This is a genomic window from Limnoraphis robusta BA-68 BA1, assembly GCF_034932365.1.
GTDB classification, from domain to species: domain Bacteria; phylum Cyanobacteriota; class Cyanobacteriia; order Cyanobacteriales; family Microcoleaceae; genus Capilliphycus; species Capilliphycus robustus.
In genome coordinates, this window is record NZ_JAYGHR010000003.1 from 20667 (window position 1) to 43789 (window position 23123).

The window sequence follows — 23123 nt, forward strand, 5'->3', positions numbered from 1 at the left end:
GCTGAGAATATTACCAACTCCGAAATTGTCGCCAATTCTAGCAATATTTCTCTCCAACCTTTACAGGGAATGGATGAAGATGGGGAAATTGTCGGTTTCAGAATTACCCAACTTCCTGTTAATGGACGACTGTTTTTCAATGGTGAATTACTGGATGTTAATGAAGAAATTCCCCTCAACCAAGCAGGAAATCTTACCCTAACTCCTGATACTGATTTTGTCGGAAATCTGCAATTTCAGTACACTGCTATTGATGACGATGGCGATGAAGATTTAACTCCTGCTACTTTTAGCATTCTTGTTGTTGCTGAAAATATTCCGACAAATATTCCACCTGTTGCTGAAAGTCAAACAATTCCTACTGTTAAAAACACTCTGTCTCAAGTTTCACTTCCAGCTTTAAACGCCACTGATGAAGATGGAATTGTTGAGAGTTTTACGATTCTAGAATTACCAACCGGAGGGGAATTACTTCTCAGTGGGGAAGCGGTTCAAAATAATCAACCTATTTCGATTAATCAAGCCAGTCAATTAACCTTTATACCCAATCAAGATTTTGTTGGAGAAAGCCAATTTAGTTTTATTGTAACCGATGATGACGGAGCAACTTCCAATCTTGCAACTGTTACTATTCCCCTGATTGCAAATCAACCGCCAATCGCTGAATCTGTGGCGACTCAACCTTTTTTCAATAATCAGGTTAATGTTGCTTTTCCGAGTTTAATTGCTAGCGATTCTGATGGGGAAGTAGAACTATTTTCTCTTACGAACTTACCAGCGTCTAATCAAGGTAAACTGTTTTTAGATGGGATTGAAGTTAGCAATATATCTCAAGTTAAACAGTTAACCGATTCCCAGATTTCTTCACTGAGTTTTACGCCGAATTCCACCTTTGTCGGTAATCTAGAGTTAGGTTATTTTGCGATTGATAATGATGGAGAGTCTTCTAATATCGCAACGATTACTTTTCCGATTATTACCCAACAAGTTCCATTAGATCCTCCCAACTTACCACCGATTGCTGAAGATTTAAGTCTTTTTGATTTAATAAATGATGCTTCAGATATTACCATTCCGACATTAACTGCAACTGATACTGATGGTCAAGTTGTTAGTTTTATTATTAACAGTTTACCCTCTACAGGTCAACTTTTTCTCGATCAAACCGCCATTACAACGTTAACTCAGGTTCAACAATTAACCCTTGATCAAGCCTCTCAATTAACCTACGTTCCCAATTCGGGCTTTTTAGGAACTGTTACATTTACTTATCAGGCTACTGATAATGATAACGCTATTTCTAATATAGCAACAATCACCCTAGAAATTGACAGTACGACGATTCCCAGAGAAGATGATGAGATTGACCTAATTTGTGGCTGTATTCCTCTACCCATATTAGAAGGAATTCCCCTACCGGAACCGCCCGTTTTCCCCAGAATTTCCTTTGATTCTATTCCTATATCCTTAGAAGGAACAGAAAACGATGATATTTTATTCGGTTCTAATGAAAGTGAAAGAATTGTTGGTCTAGGTGGAAATGATTGGATATTTGGAGAAGCTGGAAATGACTCATTAGAAGGAAATTTAGGGAACGATTTCATTAATGGGGGAACAGGTGATGATCTGATTGATGGCGGAAGCGGAAATGATGTTTTATTTGGCTGGTTGGGTGAAGATACTCTGTTCGGAAATTCAGGAAATAATACCCTTTTTGGCGGAACAAACGATTTATTTATTCCTGACTTAAACGGGCGAGATTGGTTAATTAGCGGTGATAACGATGACTTTCTCCAAGGAAATGAAGGAAATGATGTTATTAGTGGCGGGAACGGAAATGATCTCGCCTTTGGGGGAAAAGATGACGATAAAATCTATGGAGATTTAGGAAATGATACCCTATTTGGAAATTTAGGAAATGATACTTTAATTGCTGATCCAGGTCGAGAAAATATTCTTGATAATACCAACAATGCTGATGTTTTGTATGGGAATCAAGGTAATGACTTACTGCAAGGTAGCCTGGGTAACGATACGATTTATGGCGGAAAAGAGAATGATTTTGCCTACGGTGGAAAAGATAATGATTTACTGCGAGGTGAATTGGGGAATGATACTCTATTTGGAGATAAAGGAAATGATACCCTATTTGGAGATACAAACGACCCCAATCAAACTGAATTAGAAGGACGAGATTTGTTATGGGGAGGAATCGGAAATGATGTAATTTTTGGGAATTCCGATAATGATACTCTGATGGGTGGTGAAGCCGAGGATAAACTCTACGGAGGAAAAGGCGATGATTTGCTGTTTGGAGAAGTCGGAAATGATCTGTTGTTTGGTGATTTAGGAAATGATACTTTATGTGGAAATGATGGCAATGATACTTTATTTGGAGATATTATTAGTCTTGAAGATTCATCGGAAAATGTAGATTTTCAGGATCAAGTTTATGGCGGGAGAGGCGATGATTTGCTGTTTGGAAATGGCGGCGATGATCTCCTCTGTGGAGGAGAAGGAAATGATACCCTCTATGGCGGTAGAGGTGATGATACGCTTGTTGGAGGTGACGGAGATGATAGACTCTTTGGTGATATCGGAAATGATACTTTATACGGAGATTTAGGTCGAGATGGATTTATCTTAAGTTCAAACAGTGGAACCAATAGGATTATTGATTTTACAAATGGCGAAGATTACTTAGGATTAATTGGCGGTTTAACCTTCTCCGATTTAACAATTGAAACCGGAGAAAATCAGACTTTAATTTTTGTTGAAACTAAACTTATTGCTCAATTAATAGGTGTACAGGTCAACTCTATTACGGCGGAAGACTTCCTTGAGTTGGAATAAATTTGCTAGATATTAGCTGATCAAGTTCTGGCAGTATAGATTATTATTAGTGATCTCTACTGTCTGTCCGACTCCCCCAATCAGCGAAAAGTTAGGAAGGGTTTGTGTCAATGCGGTTTTGTAAAATCGGTTGTTGCAGTTGATCACTCTCTACAACTCTTCGTTAATATGAAGCTAGAATGCTTATAGTATGTTAGTTTGGCAGGGTAAAGATAAAATGGATGAGACAACCCGGATAAAAAATGCCAGACTGGGTAAGGAAGTCAATTTTTCAGTCTCTGACTAGAAAGCTTAGTGAGTTTAGGGTGCTTCTAAGTTTAATCCTGAGTCAGCCAAGTTACCTCTGAAGTATCTATGCTTGATTTTAATCAGCTTCGTCTATCCTCTTATGTCAAATTAAAATTGATTAACGCTGGGATAAAATGTCTATCAGGCTTATTCTGCGTAGCATGGCTTAATGTTGCTCACGCTCAAGCTCAACAACCTAATCTAGTTTTTCCTCAGCCATCAAACATTACAAATTCAGCAGATACAGACGCTTACACCCTCGGGCCAGGCGACCTTTTGCGTGTGGATATTCTGGATGTTCCCGAATATAGTGGAGAATATCTCATCCTCAACGATGGTAGCCTGACTATGCCTTTGATTGGACGCCTGAATGTTGCTGGCTTAACTGTTTCTCAATTAACGAATTTAATTACAACAGAATACACTCCGTTTGTTCAGCAACCTTTTGCGACAGTCAGTCTTTTATCTCCTCGTCCTCTCTCGGTTGTGGTTGCAGGTGAGGTGCTTCGTCCAGGAAGTTATGTGATCCCGCTTTTAGTTCCTAACTCTCAAACCCGACAATTTCAGTTTTTCAAAGTAACACAGCTTCTTCAACAGGCGGGAGGAGTGACTCAGCTTGCTGATATTAGTCAAATTCAGATTCGCCGCATTAATCCCAATCAACAGTTAATTACTGTGAATTTGAAAGACTTACTAGAACAGGGGAATATCAGTCAGGATGTACTTCTGCGAGATGGAGATACAATTTTTGTTCCCAAAGCCCCAACCTTTGACCCGATAGCCATTCGTCAACTGACTTCAGCTAGCTTTGCCTCAAAGGAGATTGAGCCATTTTCTGTTGTCATTGTCGGTGAAGTGTTTAACCCCGGTACTCATCAGGTCGGTGGACAGTCCGGAGCTACAAGTTCCCAGCCTCCTACTATTACCCAAGCCATTACCAGTGCAGGCGGAATTACACCTCTAGCAAATATTCGTGAAATTCAACTTCGCAGACTCACAAACGCTGGGGTAGAAGAGGTGGTGACAATTAATTTGTGGGAACTTCTCACTCAAGGAGATGTGACTCAGGATGTGGCGTTGCAACCCGGAGATTCGATTACCATTCCCCAAGCGAGGGAAATTGACTCCACAGAAGTTACTGCTTTAGCTAGAGCGAGCTTTTCTCCCCAAACGATTCAAGTTAATGTGGTGGGTGAGGTGATCCGTCCTGGCGCTGTTAATGTTGCACCAGATACTACCCTAAATCAAGCAATCTTAGCGGCTGGAGGATTTGATCAACGCCGAGCCAATAAAGAAACCGTTGAACTGATTCGTTTGAATCCCAATGGAACGGTTTCTCGACGAAATATACCGATTAACTTAGAAGCCGGAATTAATGAAGCGACCAATCCTATTTTAAAGCGAGATGATGTGATTCTTGTGAGTCGCTCTGGTGGCGCTAGATTTGGTGATTCTCTAGAAGAGGCGTTGAAGCCTTTTGGCGGAATTATCGGCATTTCGTCCGTGTTAAATGTGATTCAGTTCTGGAGTAGATAATCTGAAAGAAGACTATATTTTTATACATTTAAGGAGGAACTTATGGAAGATAGAGAATCAATTGATTTAGACATTGGTAAGTATTTACAAACAGTCAAACGATATTGGTTAATAGTGATTAGTGTTTTTTTACTCTGTGTAGGTTTGTCTGTCTATGGTACTAAATATTTAAAGCCCACTTATGCAGCCAGTGGCAAACTCTTATTTAAAGTAGATAGAACTTCCTCTCTCGCTGGTATTGGTGAGGGTTTAGGAGAGTTGAAAGCCTTACTGGCTGACCAAACGCCTCTCAGCACACAGATTGAAATTATCTCTTCTAATCGTTTATTGAATCAGGTGATTGAGCAATTAAATTTAGTGGATGATGAAGGAAAATTAATTGATCCACAAACTATTAGAAATAGTCTAGAAGTTAAGATCATTGGTGGAACAGATATTGTTTCTCTATCTTATGAAAGTCCAGATCCGCTAGAAGCAGCGAATATTGTGAATACTTTGATGGAGGTGTATATCCAAACCAATGTTAATATGAACCAAGATGAAGCAAGAGAGGCAAGAGAATTTATCTCTCAGCAACTTCCTCCAGTTCAACAAGAAGTTTTTCGAGCTGAACAAGCTTTACGGAGCTTTAAAGAGAAAAATCAAGTATTAGATTTAGAGGAAGAATTTAGAACAGCCGTTCTAGAACAAGCAGAATTAAATCGAAAAATTACAGTTTTAGAATCAGAACTCAGTGGAGTTAATGCTCTAGCAGAATCCCTACAAACTCAAGCCGGATTCGACCTAGAAGAAGCAATTGCAATTAACACGCTCAGTCAATCTCCAGTGCTAATTGGGATTCTCACAGAGCTTGAGAATGTCGAGTCTGAATTGGTGAATGAAAGAAAACGTTTTAAAGATAAAAATCCAAGAATTATTGCTTTGAAACAAAAGCGAGATTCACTCAATGCAGCTTTACAAGAACAAGTTGAACAAGCGTTAGGAAGTCAAGCTGTTGTTCCAGAAGGTCTATTACAAGTTCCACAAGGTCAGAAAAATAATCAGCTTGAAAGATTTATTGCCAATGAGATTCAGCGCGTCGAATTAACTCGTCAACTAGAGTCTCTATATGCTTCTCGCAGAAACTATGAACAGCGATCGCAAAATCTTCCTCAACTTGAACAGGAACAACAAGAACTCCAACGAAAAGTTCAGGTTGCACAAGTGACCTATGAAACATTACTGAAAAATTTAGAAGAAGTACAAGTTGCAGAAAATAAAAGTACCAATAATGCTAGAGTAATTGAAGAAGCTGTGGCTCCGGAAACAGGCAGCACGGCAAAAACCAAACTTATAGCTTTAGGGATAATGCTCGGATTGGTTGGCGCAACAACATCTGTTTTAATTTTAGCAATGGGAGATCAAAATGTTAGAACCGTCGAAGAAGCTAAAAAGACATTCAGATATACATTATTGGGTATTATTCCCATGTTTAAGAGTAAGCGGTTATCTCGCTATTTTCAAGGAGAAAAAGCAACTCCAGATATTCCGGTTGTTGAAGCATCGGACTCGTTTATTAGCGAGATTTACCGGATGCTACAAGCCAACCTCAAGTTTCTGAGTTCTGATAAACGAATTAAAACTATTGTGGTCACTAGCTCCGTTCCTAAAGAGGGAAAATCAACCGTTTCTGCGAATTTATCTGCAACATTGGCTCAACTGGGATATCGGGTAATGCTGATTGATGCAGATATGCGTCAGCCTTCTCAACATCATCTCTGGGGATTAACAAATGCCGTCGGGTTAAGTGATATTTTAGTCGGTCAAGCTGAACTCTCAAGCGTGATTCGTCAGGGAATTGAACGATTAGATATTATTCCATCCGGAGTCACTCCCCCAAATCCTCTGGCTCTCCTGGATTCTAAACGAATGACCTCTCTAATTCGCAACTTTTCAGAAGACTATGATTTTGTGATTATCGATACTCCACCCCTAATTTTAGCGGCGGATGCTCTAACGTTAAGTCAAATGGCGAGCGGTGTCCTACTCGTTGCTCGTCCTCGGGTTTTAGATCGAGCCAGTGCCAAATCAGCAAAAGAAATGTTAGAACGATCTAATCAACGGGTGTTAGGTTTGGTGGTTAATGCGATTAGTAAAAACGAATCTGCTCAGTATTTCTACCATGCAAAACGTTACTTTCCGACGAAAAAAGTGAAACCTCAGATTTATCCAAAGTCTTCGACTAGAGTTTAGTTAAGTTTCTCAACTCAAACTGTCTATATTAAAAATCAACCCTACTATTTCTAAATAAACAACCATGAAAATGACTATTGTTGCGATGGAGATTCCTTATCCTCCCATTCACGGAGGAAGAGTAGATGTTTGGCGTCGGGTGAAAATGTTAGCGGAACAGGGAACAGAAATACAGCTAATTTGTTGGTCTCGTGAAATGCCCAATGCTGAGAGTTTAGGTGTCATTCATCAGTACGTTAAAGAGTTTGATCTCATCATTTATAAGCGGGGTTTAGAGGTTTATATTCGTCGGGTATTGGATTTATTTTCATACCCTTTAGAAGTGACATCTAGAATTGTGCGAGGAGAAGAATGGAAACGAATTTTAGACTCGGTTCAGGGTTTTCAGCCCGATGTAATTTTCTGCGATCACATTCACAGTGGTTGGGTCGCTTCTCGGTTGAGTAAGGCTTTAGAAATATCGATGATTGTGCGATCGCATGATATCGAACATTTGCATTATCGCTATTATCTTCAATGTGCTAAGGGATATAAAAAGCTCCTTAGATTGTTGTCTCTTAATCATTTAGAAGCCTATGAAAAGTCGCTTTTAAAAGAAAGTTTAGCTTTTTATGATATTTCCAAAGATGACTTAAATTTTTGGAAAAGTCAGGGATTACAAAACGGCTATTTTTTGCCTCCTCTGATTGAATTTTCTCAAGAAAATAATCAAAATAATGATACAAATAGAGAAGTAAAATCCTATGATGTCGTCTTTCTCGGAAATCTGAATTCCGAAAACAATGTAGCAGGTGTAACTTGGTTTGTTGAAGAAGTTTTTCCGATTTTGAAAGGGCGATCGCCGGGGATTAAAGTTTTGATTGCGGGTTCAAACCCCGTTGCGAAAATCAAAACAATGTGCGAAAATAAGGAAGGTTTGGATTTAAAGATTAATCCCCCTGACGCCATGACAATTTATCAGTCCGGTCGAGTTTTAATCGATCCGGTAGCAACCGGAAGTGGTGTTAGTATTAAGTCAATCGATATGTTGGCGATTGGTCAACCTATTATTTCTAGACCCAAAGGATTGTCCGGTTTACCAGAAGCCGCGAGACAATATTTCCGAGTCGCATCCGATGCGCCATCTTTTGCCAATGAGATTCTAAATTGTTTGGCGGAGGAGCAATCAAACAGACCGGACCGTGCTTTGCTGGAGTCGCTATTTGGGTATGGTGTAATTGAGAATTTTCTCTCTCAACTCAACTCCCTTCTCAAACAAGATTAATTCACAAAATTAAGCCAAAAATTATCAGTTTTTTCTAGATACCGACTGCAAATAATCTGCTTTTATATAATAAATCGTGAGTAATTAGTGCTGATAATATTCACGAATTGTTTTCAACAAAATACTCTCAATTCCATCGATCATTGTTTGAGGACTAAAGCGATCAACCACATACTGACGACAGCGCCGACCCAATTCGGGGTCAAAATCTCGCCAATCTGCAACCGACAGGAGAACTTCGGCTAATTGTTCTGGACAACTCGGTTCAACAAGATACTGACTGAGTTCACCCGTCATCATTTCCGGAATTCCTCCGACTCGGCTTCCGACAACAGGCGTACCACTCGATAAGGCTTCTAAGACCACGCGGGGACAGGGATCGGGCCAAATACTGGGAACAACCGTGACATCGCTCGCTCGGTAAAGATCGGGTGTATTGGGAACGTGTCCGAGAAACTGAACAACTTCTCCAATACCCAAGTCATGTACCATTTTTTCTAAAGATTGACGGTAGGCAATCCTCGCTTCTGGTGAATCTTCTGTCGGTTCAAGGGCGGGATTTCCTGCAATCAGTAAACTCACATCCGTTCTGCGATTGGCAACCAAAGCAAAGGCTTGAATGAGAACTTCTATCCCTTTATTGGGGTTAAGTCGTCCGAGGAAGGAAAAAACTCGCTTTGATCCCAAAATATTAAAATGATTGCAGCGAGATATGATATCATTCCCGGGACTAAACTTTTCGGGATCTATGCCATTGTAAACCACATCAATTTTGTCAGAATCAACACCACAAAACTTAACCCATCTGTCTTTAGTGACTTGAGAAACAGCAATAAATTGATGCACACCGGATAAGCCCGGACGCCACTTTAACTTAAACGGAGTTCCCGGTAACTGCAAATAAGAGACTAAAGGAATTATTTTGAAAACTGATAAACTATAACCCCAAAATACCGAGCGAAAATCATTAGAAAAAATCACCGGATCGGAGCCTGTAGAAATTTTCAAAACGTCCCGAAAAAGATCTAAAGTAAACTGGAGGATATCTGCCGGATTCTTGTGGTAAAGTTGATAGCGTTTGACGGGAATTAAGTTTTTGCAAAACTTCCCGTAGCTCTCCAATAGATCTCCTTCTTCTGTATAGACTAAACTAATTTCATGCCCGCGACTGGTAAGACTTTGACAAATCTCAAGCAGATTTAATTCTTGACCCCCTAGAGTGGAGGAAGGTTGGCTTTCTAAAGCAATCAGGTGCATGGCTGATGATTTTTTATCCTACTCTAAAAAAACGATGAACCAGTATTTGCACCTCTAGCCAATTCAATCTCGGTTTAACGTTCTAAGATCGAGTTGGCTAGAATAGACATTGATGCTGTAAATAAAACTCTAAGCGATTTTATAAACAGTCGATTCAGGTAAGGGAACAGCCAATAAATCAGCATCACTACAGGAACGTTCAAAAGCAGTTTGGAGAGAATACTTAGGCTTCCAGTTTAAAACCTCTTTAGCCTTGTGATTACTATATCTTAGAGGCTTAAACCGAGCGTGCAATTTTGCGGGGACAAAGATACCCGGTAAACGGGCTTTACCTTTGAGAAACCAGTGGTTGTACAACCAGGCACTGCGAGCAATTAATCGGATTACAGTCCAGCTTACAAAAAAAGTACGGGGCGTTTTTTCCATGTACTCCATGAGTTTTTTTGCATAGATATTTTGCGTGGGTAAATCATCGTCAACGATGTTTATGGTGTGACCCACAGCCCCCTCGCACTCGCTAGCAATGACAATGGCTTCCGCGCAATTTTCAACGTAAGTTAGAGGCATAATGGCGTTGGCGCCAATTCTCAACCAGGCGCTTTCCCCCAATTCCGCACCCAAGCAAGCATTCCAAAGGTAATCCCGACCATAAATCATCCCCGGACGAATGATAGCAACTTGTCCGCCATCGCGCTCAAAATTTCGATAAAGTTCTTCTTGAATCAGTTTGGTTTGAGCATATTCATCCCGGTTCAGTGGATTTTTTTCTAGGGAAGAATTTTCATCCAAAATTTGACCGGAACGCATATTCAGATAATCATAAACTGAGAACGTACTGATCGCTGTTAAACGTTTAACTTCAGCTTTTTTCATCGCAGTTAAAAGATTCTCGGTGGCAATCACAGTCCCCGCAAACTGAGTATAAAAATCTCCAGCTTTTACGGCCGCCAAATGAATCACATTATCCACGCCCTGAAGCGATTCTATCAGACCGGACATTTCCCTGAGATCGAGCCGGACTAATTTCACCTCGGGATGATCGTACCAAGACAAGCGGCTAAGATCGGTTTTCGGCCGGATAACAGCACTGACTTGATGCCCTTTTCGCAAGGCTTCGGCGACAATATACTGTCCTAAAAATCCCGATGCGCCTGTGACAAATAATTTCATAGATAGTTCTCCTTGGTTACTAATGCGTTGACTAAACGGCTGGTTAACTCCATGTCTTCAAAACTGATCGGTAGTTGCTTGTTTTCCTGCAAAGCTTTGTAGGTTTCATCTAATAGAAAATGCAGCCCTTCGTAAGGAGTTTGTTGCAAAAGCTTACGACGAAAATTATTGACGCTTGCACTCATCAGCGTCCATCCATTGGATAACTGATTCGCCAATGGTGAAAGTTGTTTACCTACAGCACGAGGAACGATACATCGAACGTAAGGTTGAAAGATATCGGCTTCTGCATAGCCTCTCGAACCCCGTAAAATTACAGAAAAACAGTCCGGTTGAGTATAGGAACTAAAGCGAATGCGAGCGTGTTTACTCCCGGAAAAAACCAGTGCATCAAGGTCGTCATATTTGAACAAATCACCACCCCCGTAATTGTTCCATGCGACTTTAACGCCATCAAAGTCTTGAAGAAAGAGCAATGTCAGGTAACATAAGTGGGTAATGAAATCGTGAATGACACCTGCTGGAAGTTTGTGAAGTGGACTGGGAAGATTTTCATCCGCATAACGTCCCCCACTGCGAATATCCAACGCCATTCTAACTTCAATATCCTCGACTTCCCCTAAGGTTCCCTCTTGAACTAACTTTTGTAGCTTTAAAATCGGTTGGTTGAAACGATAGTTTTGGTTTTCGATTAAGTGGCGATCGCATTGTTTGGCGAAAGACCAAAGCTCTTTAAATTCGTCATAAGTTGGAGTAATTGGCTTTTCGCAAATGACATGGGCGCCCGCTTGAAGACAGTCCATTGCTATAGTTTTGTGGGTGTGAGGCGGGGTCAGAATATGAACAACATCTGGCTTCGCCTCTTCGAGCATCTGGCGGTAATTCGTATAGAATTTTTCCGCACCGAATCTCTGGGTTGCATAGTTGGCAGCCGCTTCAGAAAGGTCACAGACTCCGACTAAATTAACTCGACTAGACTCGGCTAAAAAGCTCAGATGCTCCTTGGAAATTAAGCCGGTACCAATGACCGTAGCTTTCAAGGTAGATATTTGTATTAGTGTTGTCATCACAATTTTTATTTATTGTTCTTTTTAGCAGATGCTTTTAACCTAAATTATAGTTCATATAAAATCAAAAAACAAGAGTAAATCCTCGATAAAACAATTTTTTAAAAGTTGCAGATAAAAGAGCTTATAGACTGGAAAAATGATGGCTGTGCTAGCCCGCTCGACTTGAATCTCATCACTAATATTCTCCCCCTTAGCAAGCAAGATTTGTAACTAGCCTGTCATCATTGGATTGGGTAAGTTGTTCGGAAAAGCTCTACTTAGAATCAGTCCCACTATTGAGCAATGTCTTGTGCATACATTGGGCTACTTTCTGAGTAAAGTTCCCCAAATTGTATTTTTGTTCTGCAAGATAACGAGCTTTTTGACCCATTTCTTGAGTCTCTTGGGGATGGTCTAAAAGATATTGGATGGCTTGTTTCCAAGCTAAACTATCTTTAAGGGGAACAGTGATTCCAATTCCTTCTTTTTCGAGATCAACTCCCATGTCTTGATTTTCGGTAGCTATAACAGCTTTTCCCATACACATGGCTTCAATTAGACTAGATAATCCTACGGTGTTATAGGGTTTATGCTCAGGAAGTGCAAGCGGAATAGCTACTGCATAAGCATGATGATATTTCGGTAAGAGTTGAGCTGTCGAGAGTAATTTTTCTAAAACTTTAATGTTTTGAGGGAGTTGATTGACTTGATAATTATTCGGAAGATGTGCTAATACATCAAGGGCAAGAGTTAGGGTAATATTAATATGTTTAGGGATAGAGTTGAGGCGTTCTAGGATATTATCGCTATAGCCAATAATTTCTAAAGGAAAGTCAATCTCTTCAAAAGCTTTTATTAGAGTATCGTAGTCTCTGAATGATTTCCCCGCACTCAAAATATATCCTTCTTGACGACAATTATCAATATTAGATAGAGCGGGTGGATGAAATTCTGTATTATAGCCCCATTCAATAAATTCTAATTTTTCAGGGGAGATATTAAAATCGTCTTCAAGATGCTTTTTAATACCATCACTAAGGCAGATGATCTTATCATTACCTGCTAGGGTCAACTTGGCAAATATTTTGGCAAAAAAACTGGGTCGGGGAGATTGAAAAGCTACCGCTACTATAGGTTTTTTGAGTATTCTCAATCTTCGCAATAGCCCCAGTAAAGATGTCGTTAAATAGTGTCCCGAATAGATTAAATCGTATTGAGAGATTTGTTTGATTACCCTTATTTCTTGATCCAGATCGCCTAATATTTTTAGCTTTTGACTAAGATTCTTAAGATTTTCATAAACCTGATATTGAATAAGATCAGCTTTGATTTCATACTTGTCGAGTTGTGTTATTCCCCAGAGTTGATGTTCTGCTTGACCATCTTCTTGCCATTCTTCTAGGGTTCGATTCAAGTCGTAATTATTTAAGAGTAGTATTTTCATGCTTTAAATTTGTTGTCCGTTTCAAAATTGCGAAGCTGAAACATAAACGGGACTATGATCGATCCCTCAGTTGCTTGATGTTCCGGGTTGAATCGGTTGTAAATTGCTCTGTACTTAGCATAGTTTAGGATCGGTTAAACGTCAAGAAAATTTGATTTTAATTTTTTTTAAAAGCGATACTATTTTTTGTGCTTGAGATCACTTTGTCGAACTTGTTGCTGGTAAAAAAATGCCACGGCTCCCCACAAAAGCAACGTTTTTATACTATCTGAAGCCAGGGTAGCCCACGTTGCTCCTTTCCAAGAATAAATAGGAATCAAGAAGTAATTAATAGTGACATTAAAAAAAGCCGTGCATAAGGTGATCAATCCCCGAATTCGTTGATATCCAGATCCGCTCAACGTATCAGCCGCAATCCATTGCATTCCAATTAAGAATGGCATCGGTGATAACCAAAGCAATACTGGAGTAGAGGCTTGATATTCTTCTCCTAAAATATAGGGAATAAAAGGATAAAAAAGCCAATACCCGATACAAGCAACAATCCCGTAAATTATAACAATAGGAACCAAACGTTTTGCCAAGGCAAGAGTTCCAGAAATGCCAGTCTTTCCCTGCTCAAAAAATTTTGCATAAGTTGATGAAAATATAGATAGGAGAGGTATATATGCAACTTCTATTAAACGATAAGCCGCAGCATATAAACCTGTTTCATTGGGCGTTGCCAGACTTGTCAACATAGTTTTGTCAATACTGGCATTCACCACATCAGCCGAGGCTCCAATTGAAAAGTAAATACCTTGGTTAAAATTGGATTTAATTTTTGATAAGTTTGGTTTTCCGGGGAAACCTACCATTTTATTAACCAGCAAAATCGCAACTAAAGCGGTTATCCCATTTCCTAAAAAATACAAAATTGACCAAACAAAAACATTTGGTTCTTGAAAGCCCACCGCCAATAAAATGGCAGCAACCAGCTTAGAAAAATTCAAACAAACTTGAAGTTGAGCTGCTTTTTTGAGCAAACCCACTGCAATTAATGCGCCGGAAGAAAGATTCCACAGTGCTAATCCGACAAGATCGGATGCTAGAATTAGTAATATTGCTAAAGGAGGAATCTTTTGAGGAAAAATATACAATGCTGTCAACAGGGCTAAAATAATTAGACAACTGCCCGAAACTGCTGTCGTTAATAAAGCATTAGCCCATCCTTCTCGAAACAATGAGCGATCGCGAGAAACATCTCTAATTAGAAGATCTGCACTTCCCAGAGTCGAAAAGGGATTGAGTATCACAGCTAAAGCACTGACTCCCATAAACATCCCAAAATTATTAGCTCCCAATGTTCGAGCAATGAGAACAAAATAACCGGCTTGCATTGCGATGCCAATCACTCGGCTACCCAGCATCCATAAAGTTCCCCGAAATAGCGGTTTTTCCAAGATGCTGATGATTTTAGACTTGAAATTATTGAAGTTAATCACAATCAGTTTTTAGTGAGTAAGTGGGATGAAATTTCTGATGGCAGTTTGGGTTGAGTTGGTTTCTCAATTGGCATCGTCATAGAAAGTGATAAAGCCGTGTACAAAACCCAAAATATATTGTTCTGAGCAAGAATTCCCCCTTCTGAGGCATTCGTCAGAATGAGATACGTGAGAAAAATCAAAGGCCAAAGTCCATCCAAGTCCAGACTAAATCGAGCCAAAAAAATGGCTTTCAAGAAGTTAATTCCAAACCCCAGTAAGTATGCAGAAACACCCAGCAAACCGATGTCCAACCAAAGATCAAGAATGCCATTATGGGAGTAAGGTACTGGCCATCTAGCCGCTCGAATTATATAAGCAGACTCACCATCTAATCCCTGCCAAAATGCTGTATAGCCATATCCCAGCCAGGGGCGCTTGTCAATCATTTCTCCGACCCAAGCCCAAATATCAGTACGACCTGTCAAAGACGGATCTTTACCAATTAATCCTAGCAATTCCTCAGCATTTGCAGTATAAATTTCAAAAATAGTCATACTCAAAGTGACCAGGGCTAGGAATGCAGGAATTAGCAAAAGAAAACGAAACCGAAGAATTCGATAGGCTGTCAGGCTGATGATTAACAGTGTAAAATTAATCAGTGAACTTGATGATTTCGCCATCAATAAAAGAAAGCAAGCGAGACCCAAAGCCGTTCGACAAAGCCACCGATCTTTCTTTTCAAAAAGACTTGGTGATAACGCAAAAACGACTCCTCCCATTGTCATCCCTCTTCCCAAGAGATTCTTATGGTTATATATTCCTCGCCAAGCCCCCGCATGAACGGCTTGTTCGACCCCATATCTGGGCAAAGCGATCGCGAAAAGGACACTCAATACTGCGATAATTCCATAAGCCCAAACTAAAAGCTTCAGTTGCTCTTTCAGGGTATAACGACTCCCCAAATAAACGCCGAAAAGTGTGCTTCCAATTAACCCGATACAGCTTCTAAGCGTTCGCGCCGGAAAGTCAGACCAAAAATAAGAAGCCAGTGCGATCGCCAGCATAACCCATATAATTGACCCTTTTTTAACACAAATCAGAAACTTTTTCCATCGCAGTAATAATAGACTTGCCGAAATCACATAAGTCAGGAGAAACAGAAGAACATTTAAGGTAAAATCAAATGAATTTATATCGGTTCCATCTCCCTCACTTGCCCCTCCTGATAAAATCAAAGGAAGCCAGTTTGCAGAATAATGAATGATTGCCAGAACAGCAAAAGTCGGTTCAAAATACTTGAGTAATTTTTCCATAGAAAAATCTTTTGAGTTTGACTAGGACTGCGGTTCTCGCTTGGCAATAAAATGTGAAAGCAGCTTTAGATACGAACTTTGATAATAAATACCCGGTTCAGTAATTTCCCAAGTATTGACTGGATAGGCATCATTGCGATCAATATAAGCTTTCATCGGAGGTTGTGTTCTAACTTTTTTAATTGAGCCAGTGTAGTCTTTGTTTGCTCCTCCTGTCAGATATCCTGGAGCCGGACCAAATTTAGAAGAAAGCGCATTGTCATAAACCCCTTTCCCAAACCATTCGTGATACATTTCATTAGCTGAATATTCGGCTCCATTCTCATACATATTGCTGAGATAAACCATACCTAATGGATTAACTCCATGCAAATAATGTAAATGATCCAGCGCCCTGATTTTGTAACGTTCTTGCTCGCCAGAATCTATGTTTAAAATAACGACATCGTAGTTCGTGTTGCCATAGTTTGCTTTCACAGCATTACTTCCCCAATGATACTGCGAATCCGGCATATAAGAACGATAAGGAGCAAGATTTTCATTAAAACCATAAGAGTTAGCATTAGAAGTAACCATCTCTTGAAATCGGCTCAAAATCTGTCGGCTTAAATCTCGATCGGCTTCGGGAAGTTGAGCATAAAACAGCAGCGCATCACCCTCGTGAGGTCGATACCGAGACCAAGTATCATCTAAAAAGGGTTGCGTTGAACTCAAATTTGGTTTAATATAATCGCCGTATTTAGAGTCTCCATTCAGGGCAAATAAATAAACCGCAGCAACCACAGAAGTTGCCGTCTGTTCCTCCAAACTTCTATCCGCATCTCCCGACTTAATTTCCTGGGAATCACAATCGGTTTTCTTCGGGTTACTTTCGTACCATTTCCAAGCCTCTATTGCTCTGTTATTTAAGTCATTAGCCTCAGCTTGTAAAGCAGGAAACTGCTGCAAAACGAATGCAGAATGAGCAAACATACTGGCCGTTGCAATCGTTGCAGAAGAACATTTCGGCCCGTAATATCGAGGACGCCGATCTAGACTCGGTTTTTCAGCAGCATTATGATCGATATTGCCAATTTTAATAAAAACTCCGCCATCATTATCCTGCATTCTTTTCAACCAATCGAGTTCAAACTTAATCTCATCAATTAAGTCAGGAATGCCATTTTTTGATTCAGGAATATTAAAATCATCAGTCCAAATTGATGGGTTTTCCATGTATGCACTTAAAAGCTGATGAATCGGTTGATTGGCAAATGTAACGTACTTATTCATATCACCCGCATCGAACCAACCCCCCCGCATATCTTTTTCTAAGTTAGGGTTTTCCTTATCATATAAATACCGAGCAGAACTATCTTGTTTATCTCCTAAAAAAGCGGCTCCATCTTGCCATTTTGGATCAGCAAAGGGAGGACGTTTTGCAAAGCCACTGCGTTGATAAAAAAACATCCGAGTGGCAGTAATCAAAACCTGACGATAGACATCATCTCGAATATCAAACGGGAAAGAACGCTCGTTATTTTCAGGATCATAAATATAGTAATCACCCGGATTTTTAACTTCCGAAAAGTCAAACCACCAGGCTTTATCTCCCGATTGAGAATCTATTTTTCCATCAGCCCAGAGTTGAATTTCACCAGAATATACGGTTCGATCTGTTTTCGCATCTCGAACTTCATAGGTTTGTCCGGGTGAGAAAGAAACTTGCTCGTTAAAACCCAACTGCGGATCGACAATAACTGCAACTTTATGATCTTCCGGTCTATAGCCAAATTGATCGACCCTAATCAAGTTAGCTGATGTGGCTTTGAGTTTAACTCCAAAAAGAAGATTTGTCGTTAGAAAAAATAAGCTACTAATGACGATATAACTGAAGAATCTTAACGGTTTACCCATAATCATCAGTATTTTCCTCAACCCGTTCTTGAAATTCTCATTCGATATCCCTAGTCAACATTTATTGCAGAATGTACTTGATCATGTAAATTGTTCGCTTTAGCGATTGCGCTCGGGTATAATCTTGTACCAGAAAGTCTGAGACAAACTTCCAGAAAACTAAAGTAATCCCTAGAACTTAAGATAGAACTACCAGATCACTCAATAAGTATTCACTTTTGCAAAAAATACTTGCTCTGCTGTAGACTTACCACATTTAGGATCTCATCTTACCCAAACTAGCATCTACGCTGATATTTGAACACCCCGACTCTTTTGAAAAAAAGTACATTTCAAACATATCATAAGATCTTGATAGGTGTCACCTTTTGAAGTCATTAACTCGAATCTCAACAGAAAAGGGTGCAACCATTCAGGTTACACCCTTTGATTCATTCACAGAAACAGTTGGCTAAGAAGCTGTCACCGCAACTTTCGACCCAGAACCCTCCGAACTTGCTTCCGGTGAATTTTCCTCAGAAGGCGGAACCACCTGCCAGAACATCGGTAAATAATTCGACCAATCCGCGAGAATTTGCTTGGCCTTCTGACTGCCTGTGCGTTCCGCGTGTTGTTCAATCAGTCCCTTCAACTGCTTTTCTCCCGCAGGCGTACAAACCCGTTGAATCTTGACAATTTCGCCATTAACTCGTTCCGGGAACTGATTATTTTCATCAAGAAAATAAGCCAAACCCCCAGTCATTCCAGCCCCAACATTGCGACCAACCGCACCCAACACAACGACAACACCACCCGTCATATATTCACAACAATGGTCGCCAGCGCCTTCTATCACTGCCTGTCCCATCGAGTTCCGCACCGCAAAGCGTTCACCTGCTTTACCCAAAGCATAAAGCGTTCCGCCCGTTGCGCCATACAAACAGGTGTTGCCAATAATCACATTTTCAGAGGCATCAAAGGTTATTGAGTCAGACGGCTTGATAATCAACTCTCCGCCGTGCATCCCCTTCCCGACATAATCATTCGCCTCACCCGTCAACACCAGAGTCATCCCCGGTAAATTAAACGCGCCGAAACTCTGACCCGCAGAACCGATAAAATTCAGCGTAACTTGTCCGACATATCCGGTATTGCCATACAACGCCGCAATCTTACCCGCAATTCGCGCCCCCACAGTCCGATCCGTATTCACCAGTCGAATAGTTTTTTCAACAACACTCTGATTGCGAATAGCCGTCGCAATATCAGTATCTTCCAGCAACACATCATCCAATACGGGGCCGTTGCTGTGAACGCCATCATGCTTCAACCAATCTCGGTTTGTGCGAGTATCCGGCAGATTCATCAGACAGTCGAGGTTAATCCCCCCAGTCTTGGTTAATTTCACCCCTTCCCGCATTTTCAGCAAGTCGGAACGGCCCATAATTTCTGTTAAAGAACGATAACCCAACCGCGCCAACAACTGCCGAACTTCCTCTGCAATCATATAGAAGAAATTCACTACATGGTCAGGCGTACCGGGGAAGCGTTTCCGCAAGTCTTCTCGCTGCGTTGTTACTCCCACCGGACAACCGTTGGTATGGCAAATCCGCGCCATAATACAACCCTCAGCAATCATCGCAATGGTACCAAAGCCAAACTCTTCAGCCCCCATGAGTGCGCCCATAACCACATCCCAGCCGGACTTCAAGCCGCCATCAACTCGTAACCGCACGCGATCGCGCAGTTTGTTCTCCATCAACACCCGATGAACCTCAGTCAACCCCAACTCCCAAGGGGTTCCGGCGTGTTTAATCGAACTCAGAGGACTCGCCCCCGTACCGCCATCGTGACCCGAAATCTGGATATAATCAGCATTAGCCTTCGCTACACCCGCCGCAATCGTCCCAATGCCAATCTCTGCGACTAACTTCACTGATACCATTGCCTGGGGATTAATCTGGTGCAAGTCAAATATCAGTTGAGATAAATCCTCAATCGAGTAAATATCATGGTGAGGCGGCGGAGAAATCAACGTCACACCGGGCTTTGAGCGTCGCAACATGGCGATATAAGCACTCACCTTCTTACCCGGTAACTGTCCGCCTTCTCCGGGTTTTGCCCCCTGAGCAATCTTAATCTCAATCGAGTGAGCATTCATCAAATATTCCGGCGTCACCCCAAAGCGTCCCGAAGCCACCTGTTTAATGGCGGAACTGGCGCTATCGCCATTGCGTAACCCTTTGAGATAGGGACGAGTGGCGGAATTTCCCTGTTCATCGACATCCTCAAACGCTTTAAACCGGGCTGGATCTTCCCCGCCTTCACCCGAATTCGATTTTCCGCCTAGACGGTTCATGGCGATCGCTAACGTCTCATGGGCTTCAGGTGATAACGCCCCCAAAGACATCCCTCCCGTACAGAAGCGCTGAACAATTTCGACAACAGATTCAACTTCTTCGATGGGAATTGATTCGCGATCGCTGTTCAAATCTAACAAATCTCGCAACGCCGAAATCGGTTGACCTTTCAGATACTCTTGATAGGCTTGATAATGGTCATATTTCTCAGCCGAACCATTGCCATTTTCAGAGCGAATAGCTGCGTGTAAAACCTTCGCCAATTCGGGGTTATTGCTGTGAAATTCACCTCGTTTAAAGAAGTTGACAAAGCCAAAGTTTTCTAACTTTTTCTGAGTCATTTCTGGGAAAGCTTTACTGTGGGATTGATTCACTTCTTGACTGAGTTCTTGAACCGTTAACCCGCCTATGCGAGAAGTGGTACCTTTAAAGCCCAAATCCAGTAAATCACCCCCAATCCCAATCGCCTCAAAAATCTGCGCCCCTTGATAACTTGAAAGCAGGGAAATTCCCATTTTTGAGAGGATCTTTAACAACCCATCTTCAACCGCTTTGCGATAATTTTTCTGAGCGACACTAATACTAATCTGCGGTAACTTACCCCGCTCCATCGCCCCTTGAACCTTCGAGCTAGACCACCAAGCCCGAACACTTTCAAGCGCTAAATACGGACAAATCGCCGCAGCCCCGTAACCAATCAAACAAGCAAAATGATGGGTACTCCAACACTGCGCCGTCTCCACAATTAAAGACGCCTTCAACCGAAAACCACTAGCAATCAAATAATGATGAACCGCACCAACAGCTAACATTGGCGGAATATAAGTCAATTCAGAAGACAAATTGCGATCGCTTAAAACAAGAATGTTCTTACCGGATTTTACCGCATCTACCGCCTGTTCACAGAGTTGTTGAACGGCTTGTTTTAATCCCTCGGGTCCTGCTGAAACTGGATACAAAGTTGAGAGTTTAATACAATCAAACTTACTGTGAAAGATTGTTTCAAGTTCAGCTTCATTGAGTACGGGAGACTCTATTTGCAACATTCCCGCATCTTGGGGTTGAGGGTTCAGCAAATTTCCCCGTTCACCGAGTCGCATATTCAACGACATGACAATCCATTCGCGCAACGGATCAATCGGCGGATTCGTCACCTGAGCAAACCGTTGTTTGAAATAATCATAAAGCAAATGGGGTTTATCCGACAGCACCGCCAACGGGATATCATCACCCATACAAAAAGTCGGTTCTTTCCCCAAACTCGCCATATCGGCGATCACCATATCCAGGTCTTCCGAACCGTAACCAAAAGCCGTTTGCAGACGAAGCTGAGTTTCCTCATCTAAATGAGTTTTTTCCTCAAAAGGCTGCGGTTCGAGGTTAACGCGATATTCATCCAACCACTGGCGATAAGGATGAGCCGCCGCAATGCGTTCTTTGATTTCCCAGTTTTTCAGGACTTCGTGGCTTTCCAGGTCAACCGCCAACATTTGTCCAGGTCCCAAACGACCTTTTTCAACAATGTCAGCATCAGGAATATCAACCACCCCAGCTTCCGAGGCGACAATCACCAAATTATCTTTCGTAATACAATACCGCGCCGGACGCAAGCCATTTCGGTCAAGGGTCGCACCGACTTGTTTTCCATCACTAAAGACTAATAACGCCGGCCCATCCCAAGGTTCCTGCAACCCACTGTAATACTCATAGAAATCAACAATTTTTTCCCGTCCCTTCAAGTCAGGCTGATTCTTATAAGCCTCCGGCACCATAATCATCAACGCCTCTATAGGAGTCCGTCCGGTTCTCACCAACAACTCCATCACATTATCAAGATTCGCCGAATCACTATTATTCGCATCCACAAACGGCTTTAAAGTCTTGAGTCGTTCTCCCCAAACCTCCGACTCCAGCTTACCTTCAGCCGCCCGCATCCAGTTAATATTGCCCAGAAGCGTGTTAATTTCGCCATTATGACCCAACAACCGCATCGGTTGAGCCAGAGGCCACTTCGGCATCGTATTGGTACTAAAGCGGCGATGATAAACCGCAAAGGCACTCTTGTAGGCGGGATTTTTCAGGTCTAGATAAAATTCACCCAAAACCGCCGAACGCACCATCCCCTTGTAAACAATCGTTCGACAGGAGAAAGAGCAAATATAAACATTTTGCCCCCAAACCAGTCCTTGCGCCTCCAGAGCCACACCAGCCCCACGTCTAGCTAAAAATAACTGTCGTTCCAGGGCATCTCCGGTTAAGCTGGGGGAAGACACCACCAACTGTTCAATTAAAGGCTGATTTTCCCGCGCAAGTGGCCCCAAAACCTCAGAATTCACCGGAACTTTCCGCCATCCCACCGCCTGCAATTCCAACGGCCCCAATGTGTCTTCAATAATTTTTCGGGCAGTCAGAGCCTGTTCATCGGGGGGGAGAAACACCATCGCTACTCCCAACTGTTCTAGGGGAATTTCTGAAGATGCTGACAGTTCCGGGGTTTGTTGCAGCAACTCCCAGGGAATAGCGCTCATTAACCCTGCCCCATCTCCTGAGTCATAGTCAGCGCTGCATCCGCCTCGATGTTCTAAACAAGTCAGCGCAGGTAACGCTTTCGCAATAATATCATGGCTAGCAATCCCCGATGGGTTAGCTATAAATCCCACTCCACAAGCATCTCGTTCTTCGACTAACCAGCGTTGACCTGCGTAGGGCATTCCCTGAGAAGATGAAGACTGGGGAGTATTCTCTGTTCCCTGTTCCCTGATGTTTGTGTTCTCAACTGTTGTGAGTTGATTGTGATTGTCGATGCTGTTGATGTGATCCATGTCAATTTTCGATTCAACTAATTGTGGGATGGTGCGATGCGCCAAAAATAGCTACAGATGCAAGTTTGGCGATTGAATTGAAGACTATTTAAGTTCAGTTGACTCTTTCAGTGAGCGCGCTTTACATAAACCGATCATCGATCATTGACCCTTAATCCGATTTTCTACTGATGGCGATACCCCTGCTTCTATGC

General features: G+C 41.7%; 12 protein-coding genes. 4 read left to right on the plus strand and 8 right to left on the minus strand.

The window, feature by feature from the left end:
- From VB836_RS02390 to VB836_RS02405, 4 genes are all read left to right on the plus strand, one after another.
- On the plus strand, positions 1-2853 hold a 2853-nt coding region (locus VB836_RS02390), incomplete at its 5' end, for an Ig-like domain-containing protein (RefSeq protein ID WP_323217831.1).
- A gap of 354 nt (positions 2854-3207) precedes the next feature.
- The gene (locus VB836_RS02395; RefSeq protein WP_323217832.1) at positions 3208-4677 is read left to right on the plus strand and encodes a polysaccharide biosynthesis/export family protein; all 1470 of its coding nucleotides are present in this window, start codon (positions 3208-3210) and stop codon (positions 4675-4677) included.
- A gap of 42 nt (positions 4678-4719) precedes the next feature.
- The gene (locus VB836_RS02400; protein WP_323217833.1) at positions 4720-6909 is read left to right on the plus strand and encodes a GumC family protein; all 2190 of its coding nucleotides are present in this window, start codon (positions 4720-4722) and stop codon (positions 6907-6909) included.
- A 64-nt stretch (positions 6910-6973) separates the two neighbouring features.
- Positions 6974-8173 (plus strand): glycosyltransferase, encoded by a 1200-nt coding sequence (locus VB836_RS02405; protein ID WP_323217834.1) that lies wholly within the window; start codon positions 6974-6976, stop codon positions 8171-8173.
- An 84-nt stretch (positions 8174-8257) separates the two neighbouring features.
- On the opposite strand, the gene VB836_RS02410 is transcribed toward VB836_RS02405, so the two are convergent.
- From VB836_RS02410 to gltB, 8 genes are all read right to left on the minus strand, one after another.
- Positions 8258-9430, minus strand: a complete 1173-nt coding sequence (locus VB836_RS02410) for a glycosyltransferase family 4 protein (protein ID WP_323217835.1) — start codon at positions 9428-9430, stop codon at positions 8258-8260.
- A 129-nt stretch (positions 9431-9559) separates the two neighbouring features.
- On the minus strand, positions 9560-10600 hold the full coding sequence (locus VB836_RS02415) for an NAD-dependent epimerase/dehydratase family protein (RefSeq protein ID WP_323217836.1): 1041 nt from the start codon (positions 10598-10600) through the stop codon (positions 9560-9562).
- Positions 10597-11667, minus strand: coding sequence for a Gfo/Idh/MocA family protein (locus VB836_RS02420; RefSeq protein WP_323217837.1), 1071 nt, complete (start codon positions 11665-11667; stop codon positions 10597-10599). Before VB836_RS02420 ends, VB836_RS02415 begins: the two co-directional genes overlap by 4 nt.
- Positions 11668-11923: 256 nt before the next feature.
- Positions 11924-13093 carry a glycosyltransferase family 4 protein gene (locus tag VB836_RS02425; protein WP_323217838.1) on the minus strand — a complete coding sequence of 390 codons (1170 nt, stop codon included), beginning with the start codon at positions 13091-13093 and terminating at the stop codon, positions 11924-11926.
- A 179-nt stretch (positions 13094-13272) separates the two neighbouring features.
- On the minus strand, positions 13273-14577 hold the full coding sequence (locus VB836_RS02430) for a flippase (protein ID WP_323217839.1): 1305 nt from the start codon (positions 14575-14577) through the stop codon (positions 13273-13275).
- A 2-nt stretch (positions 14578-14579) separates the two neighbouring features.
- Positions 14580-15872 (minus strand): O-antigen ligase family protein, encoded by a 1293-nt coding sequence (locus VB836_RS02435; RefSeq protein WP_323217840.1) that lies wholly within the window; start codon positions 15870-15872, stop codon positions 14580-14582.
- A gap of 21 nt (positions 15873-15893) precedes the next feature.
- Entirely contained in the window at positions 15894-17774 is a 1881-nt protein-coding gene (locus VB836_RS02440; RefSeq protein ID WP_323217841.1) for a glycoside hydrolase family 9 protein, read from the minus strand.
- A 445-nt stretch (positions 17775-18219) separates the two neighbouring features.
- On the minus strand, positions 18220-22929 hold the full coding sequence (gene gltB, locus VB836_RS02445; RefSeq protein WP_407659553.1) for a glutamate synthase large subunit: 4710 nt from the start codon (positions 22927-22929) through the stop codon (positions 18220-18222).
- Positions 22930-23123: the final 194 nt, after the last annotated feature.

Coding starts and splice junctions, on each gene's coding strand:
- VB836_RS02395 (WP_323217832.1), top strand. CDS start 3,208: ATGCTTGATTTTAATCAGCTTCGTCTATCCTCTTATGTCAAATTAAAA.
- VB836_RS02400 (WP_323217833.1), top strand. CDS start 4,720: ATGGAAGATAGAGAATCAATTGATTTAGACATTGGTAAGTATTTACAA.
- VB836_RS02405 (WP_323217834.1), top strand. CDS start 6,974: ATGAAAATGACTATTGTTGCGATGGAGATTCCTTATCCTCCCATTCAC.
- VB836_RS02410 (WP_323217835.1), bottom strand. CDS start 9,430: ATGCACCTGATTGCTTTAGAAAGCCAACCTTCCTCCACTCTAGGGGGT.
- VB836_RS02415 (WP_323217836.1), bottom strand. CDS start 10,600: ATGAAATTATTTGTCACAGGCGCATCGGGATTTTTAGGACAGTATATT.
- VB836_RS02420 (WP_323217837.1), bottom strand. CDS start 11,667: ATGACAACACTAATACAAATATCTACCTTGAAAGCTACGGTCATTGGT.
- VB836_RS02425 (WP_323217838.1), bottom strand. CDS start 13,093: ATGAAAATACTACTCTTAAATAATTACGACTTGAATCGAACCCTAGAA.
- VB836_RS02435 (WP_323217840.1), bottom strand. CDS start 15,872: ATGGAAAAATTACTCAAGTATTTTGAACCGACTTTTGCTGTTCTGGCA.
- VB836_RS02440 (WP_323217841.1), bottom strand. CDS start 17,774: ATGATTATGGGTAAACCGTTAAGATTCTTCAGTTATATCGTCATTAGT.
- gltB (WP_407659553.1), bottom strand. CDS start 22,929: ATGGATCACATCAACAGCATCGACAATCACAATCAACTCACAACAGTT.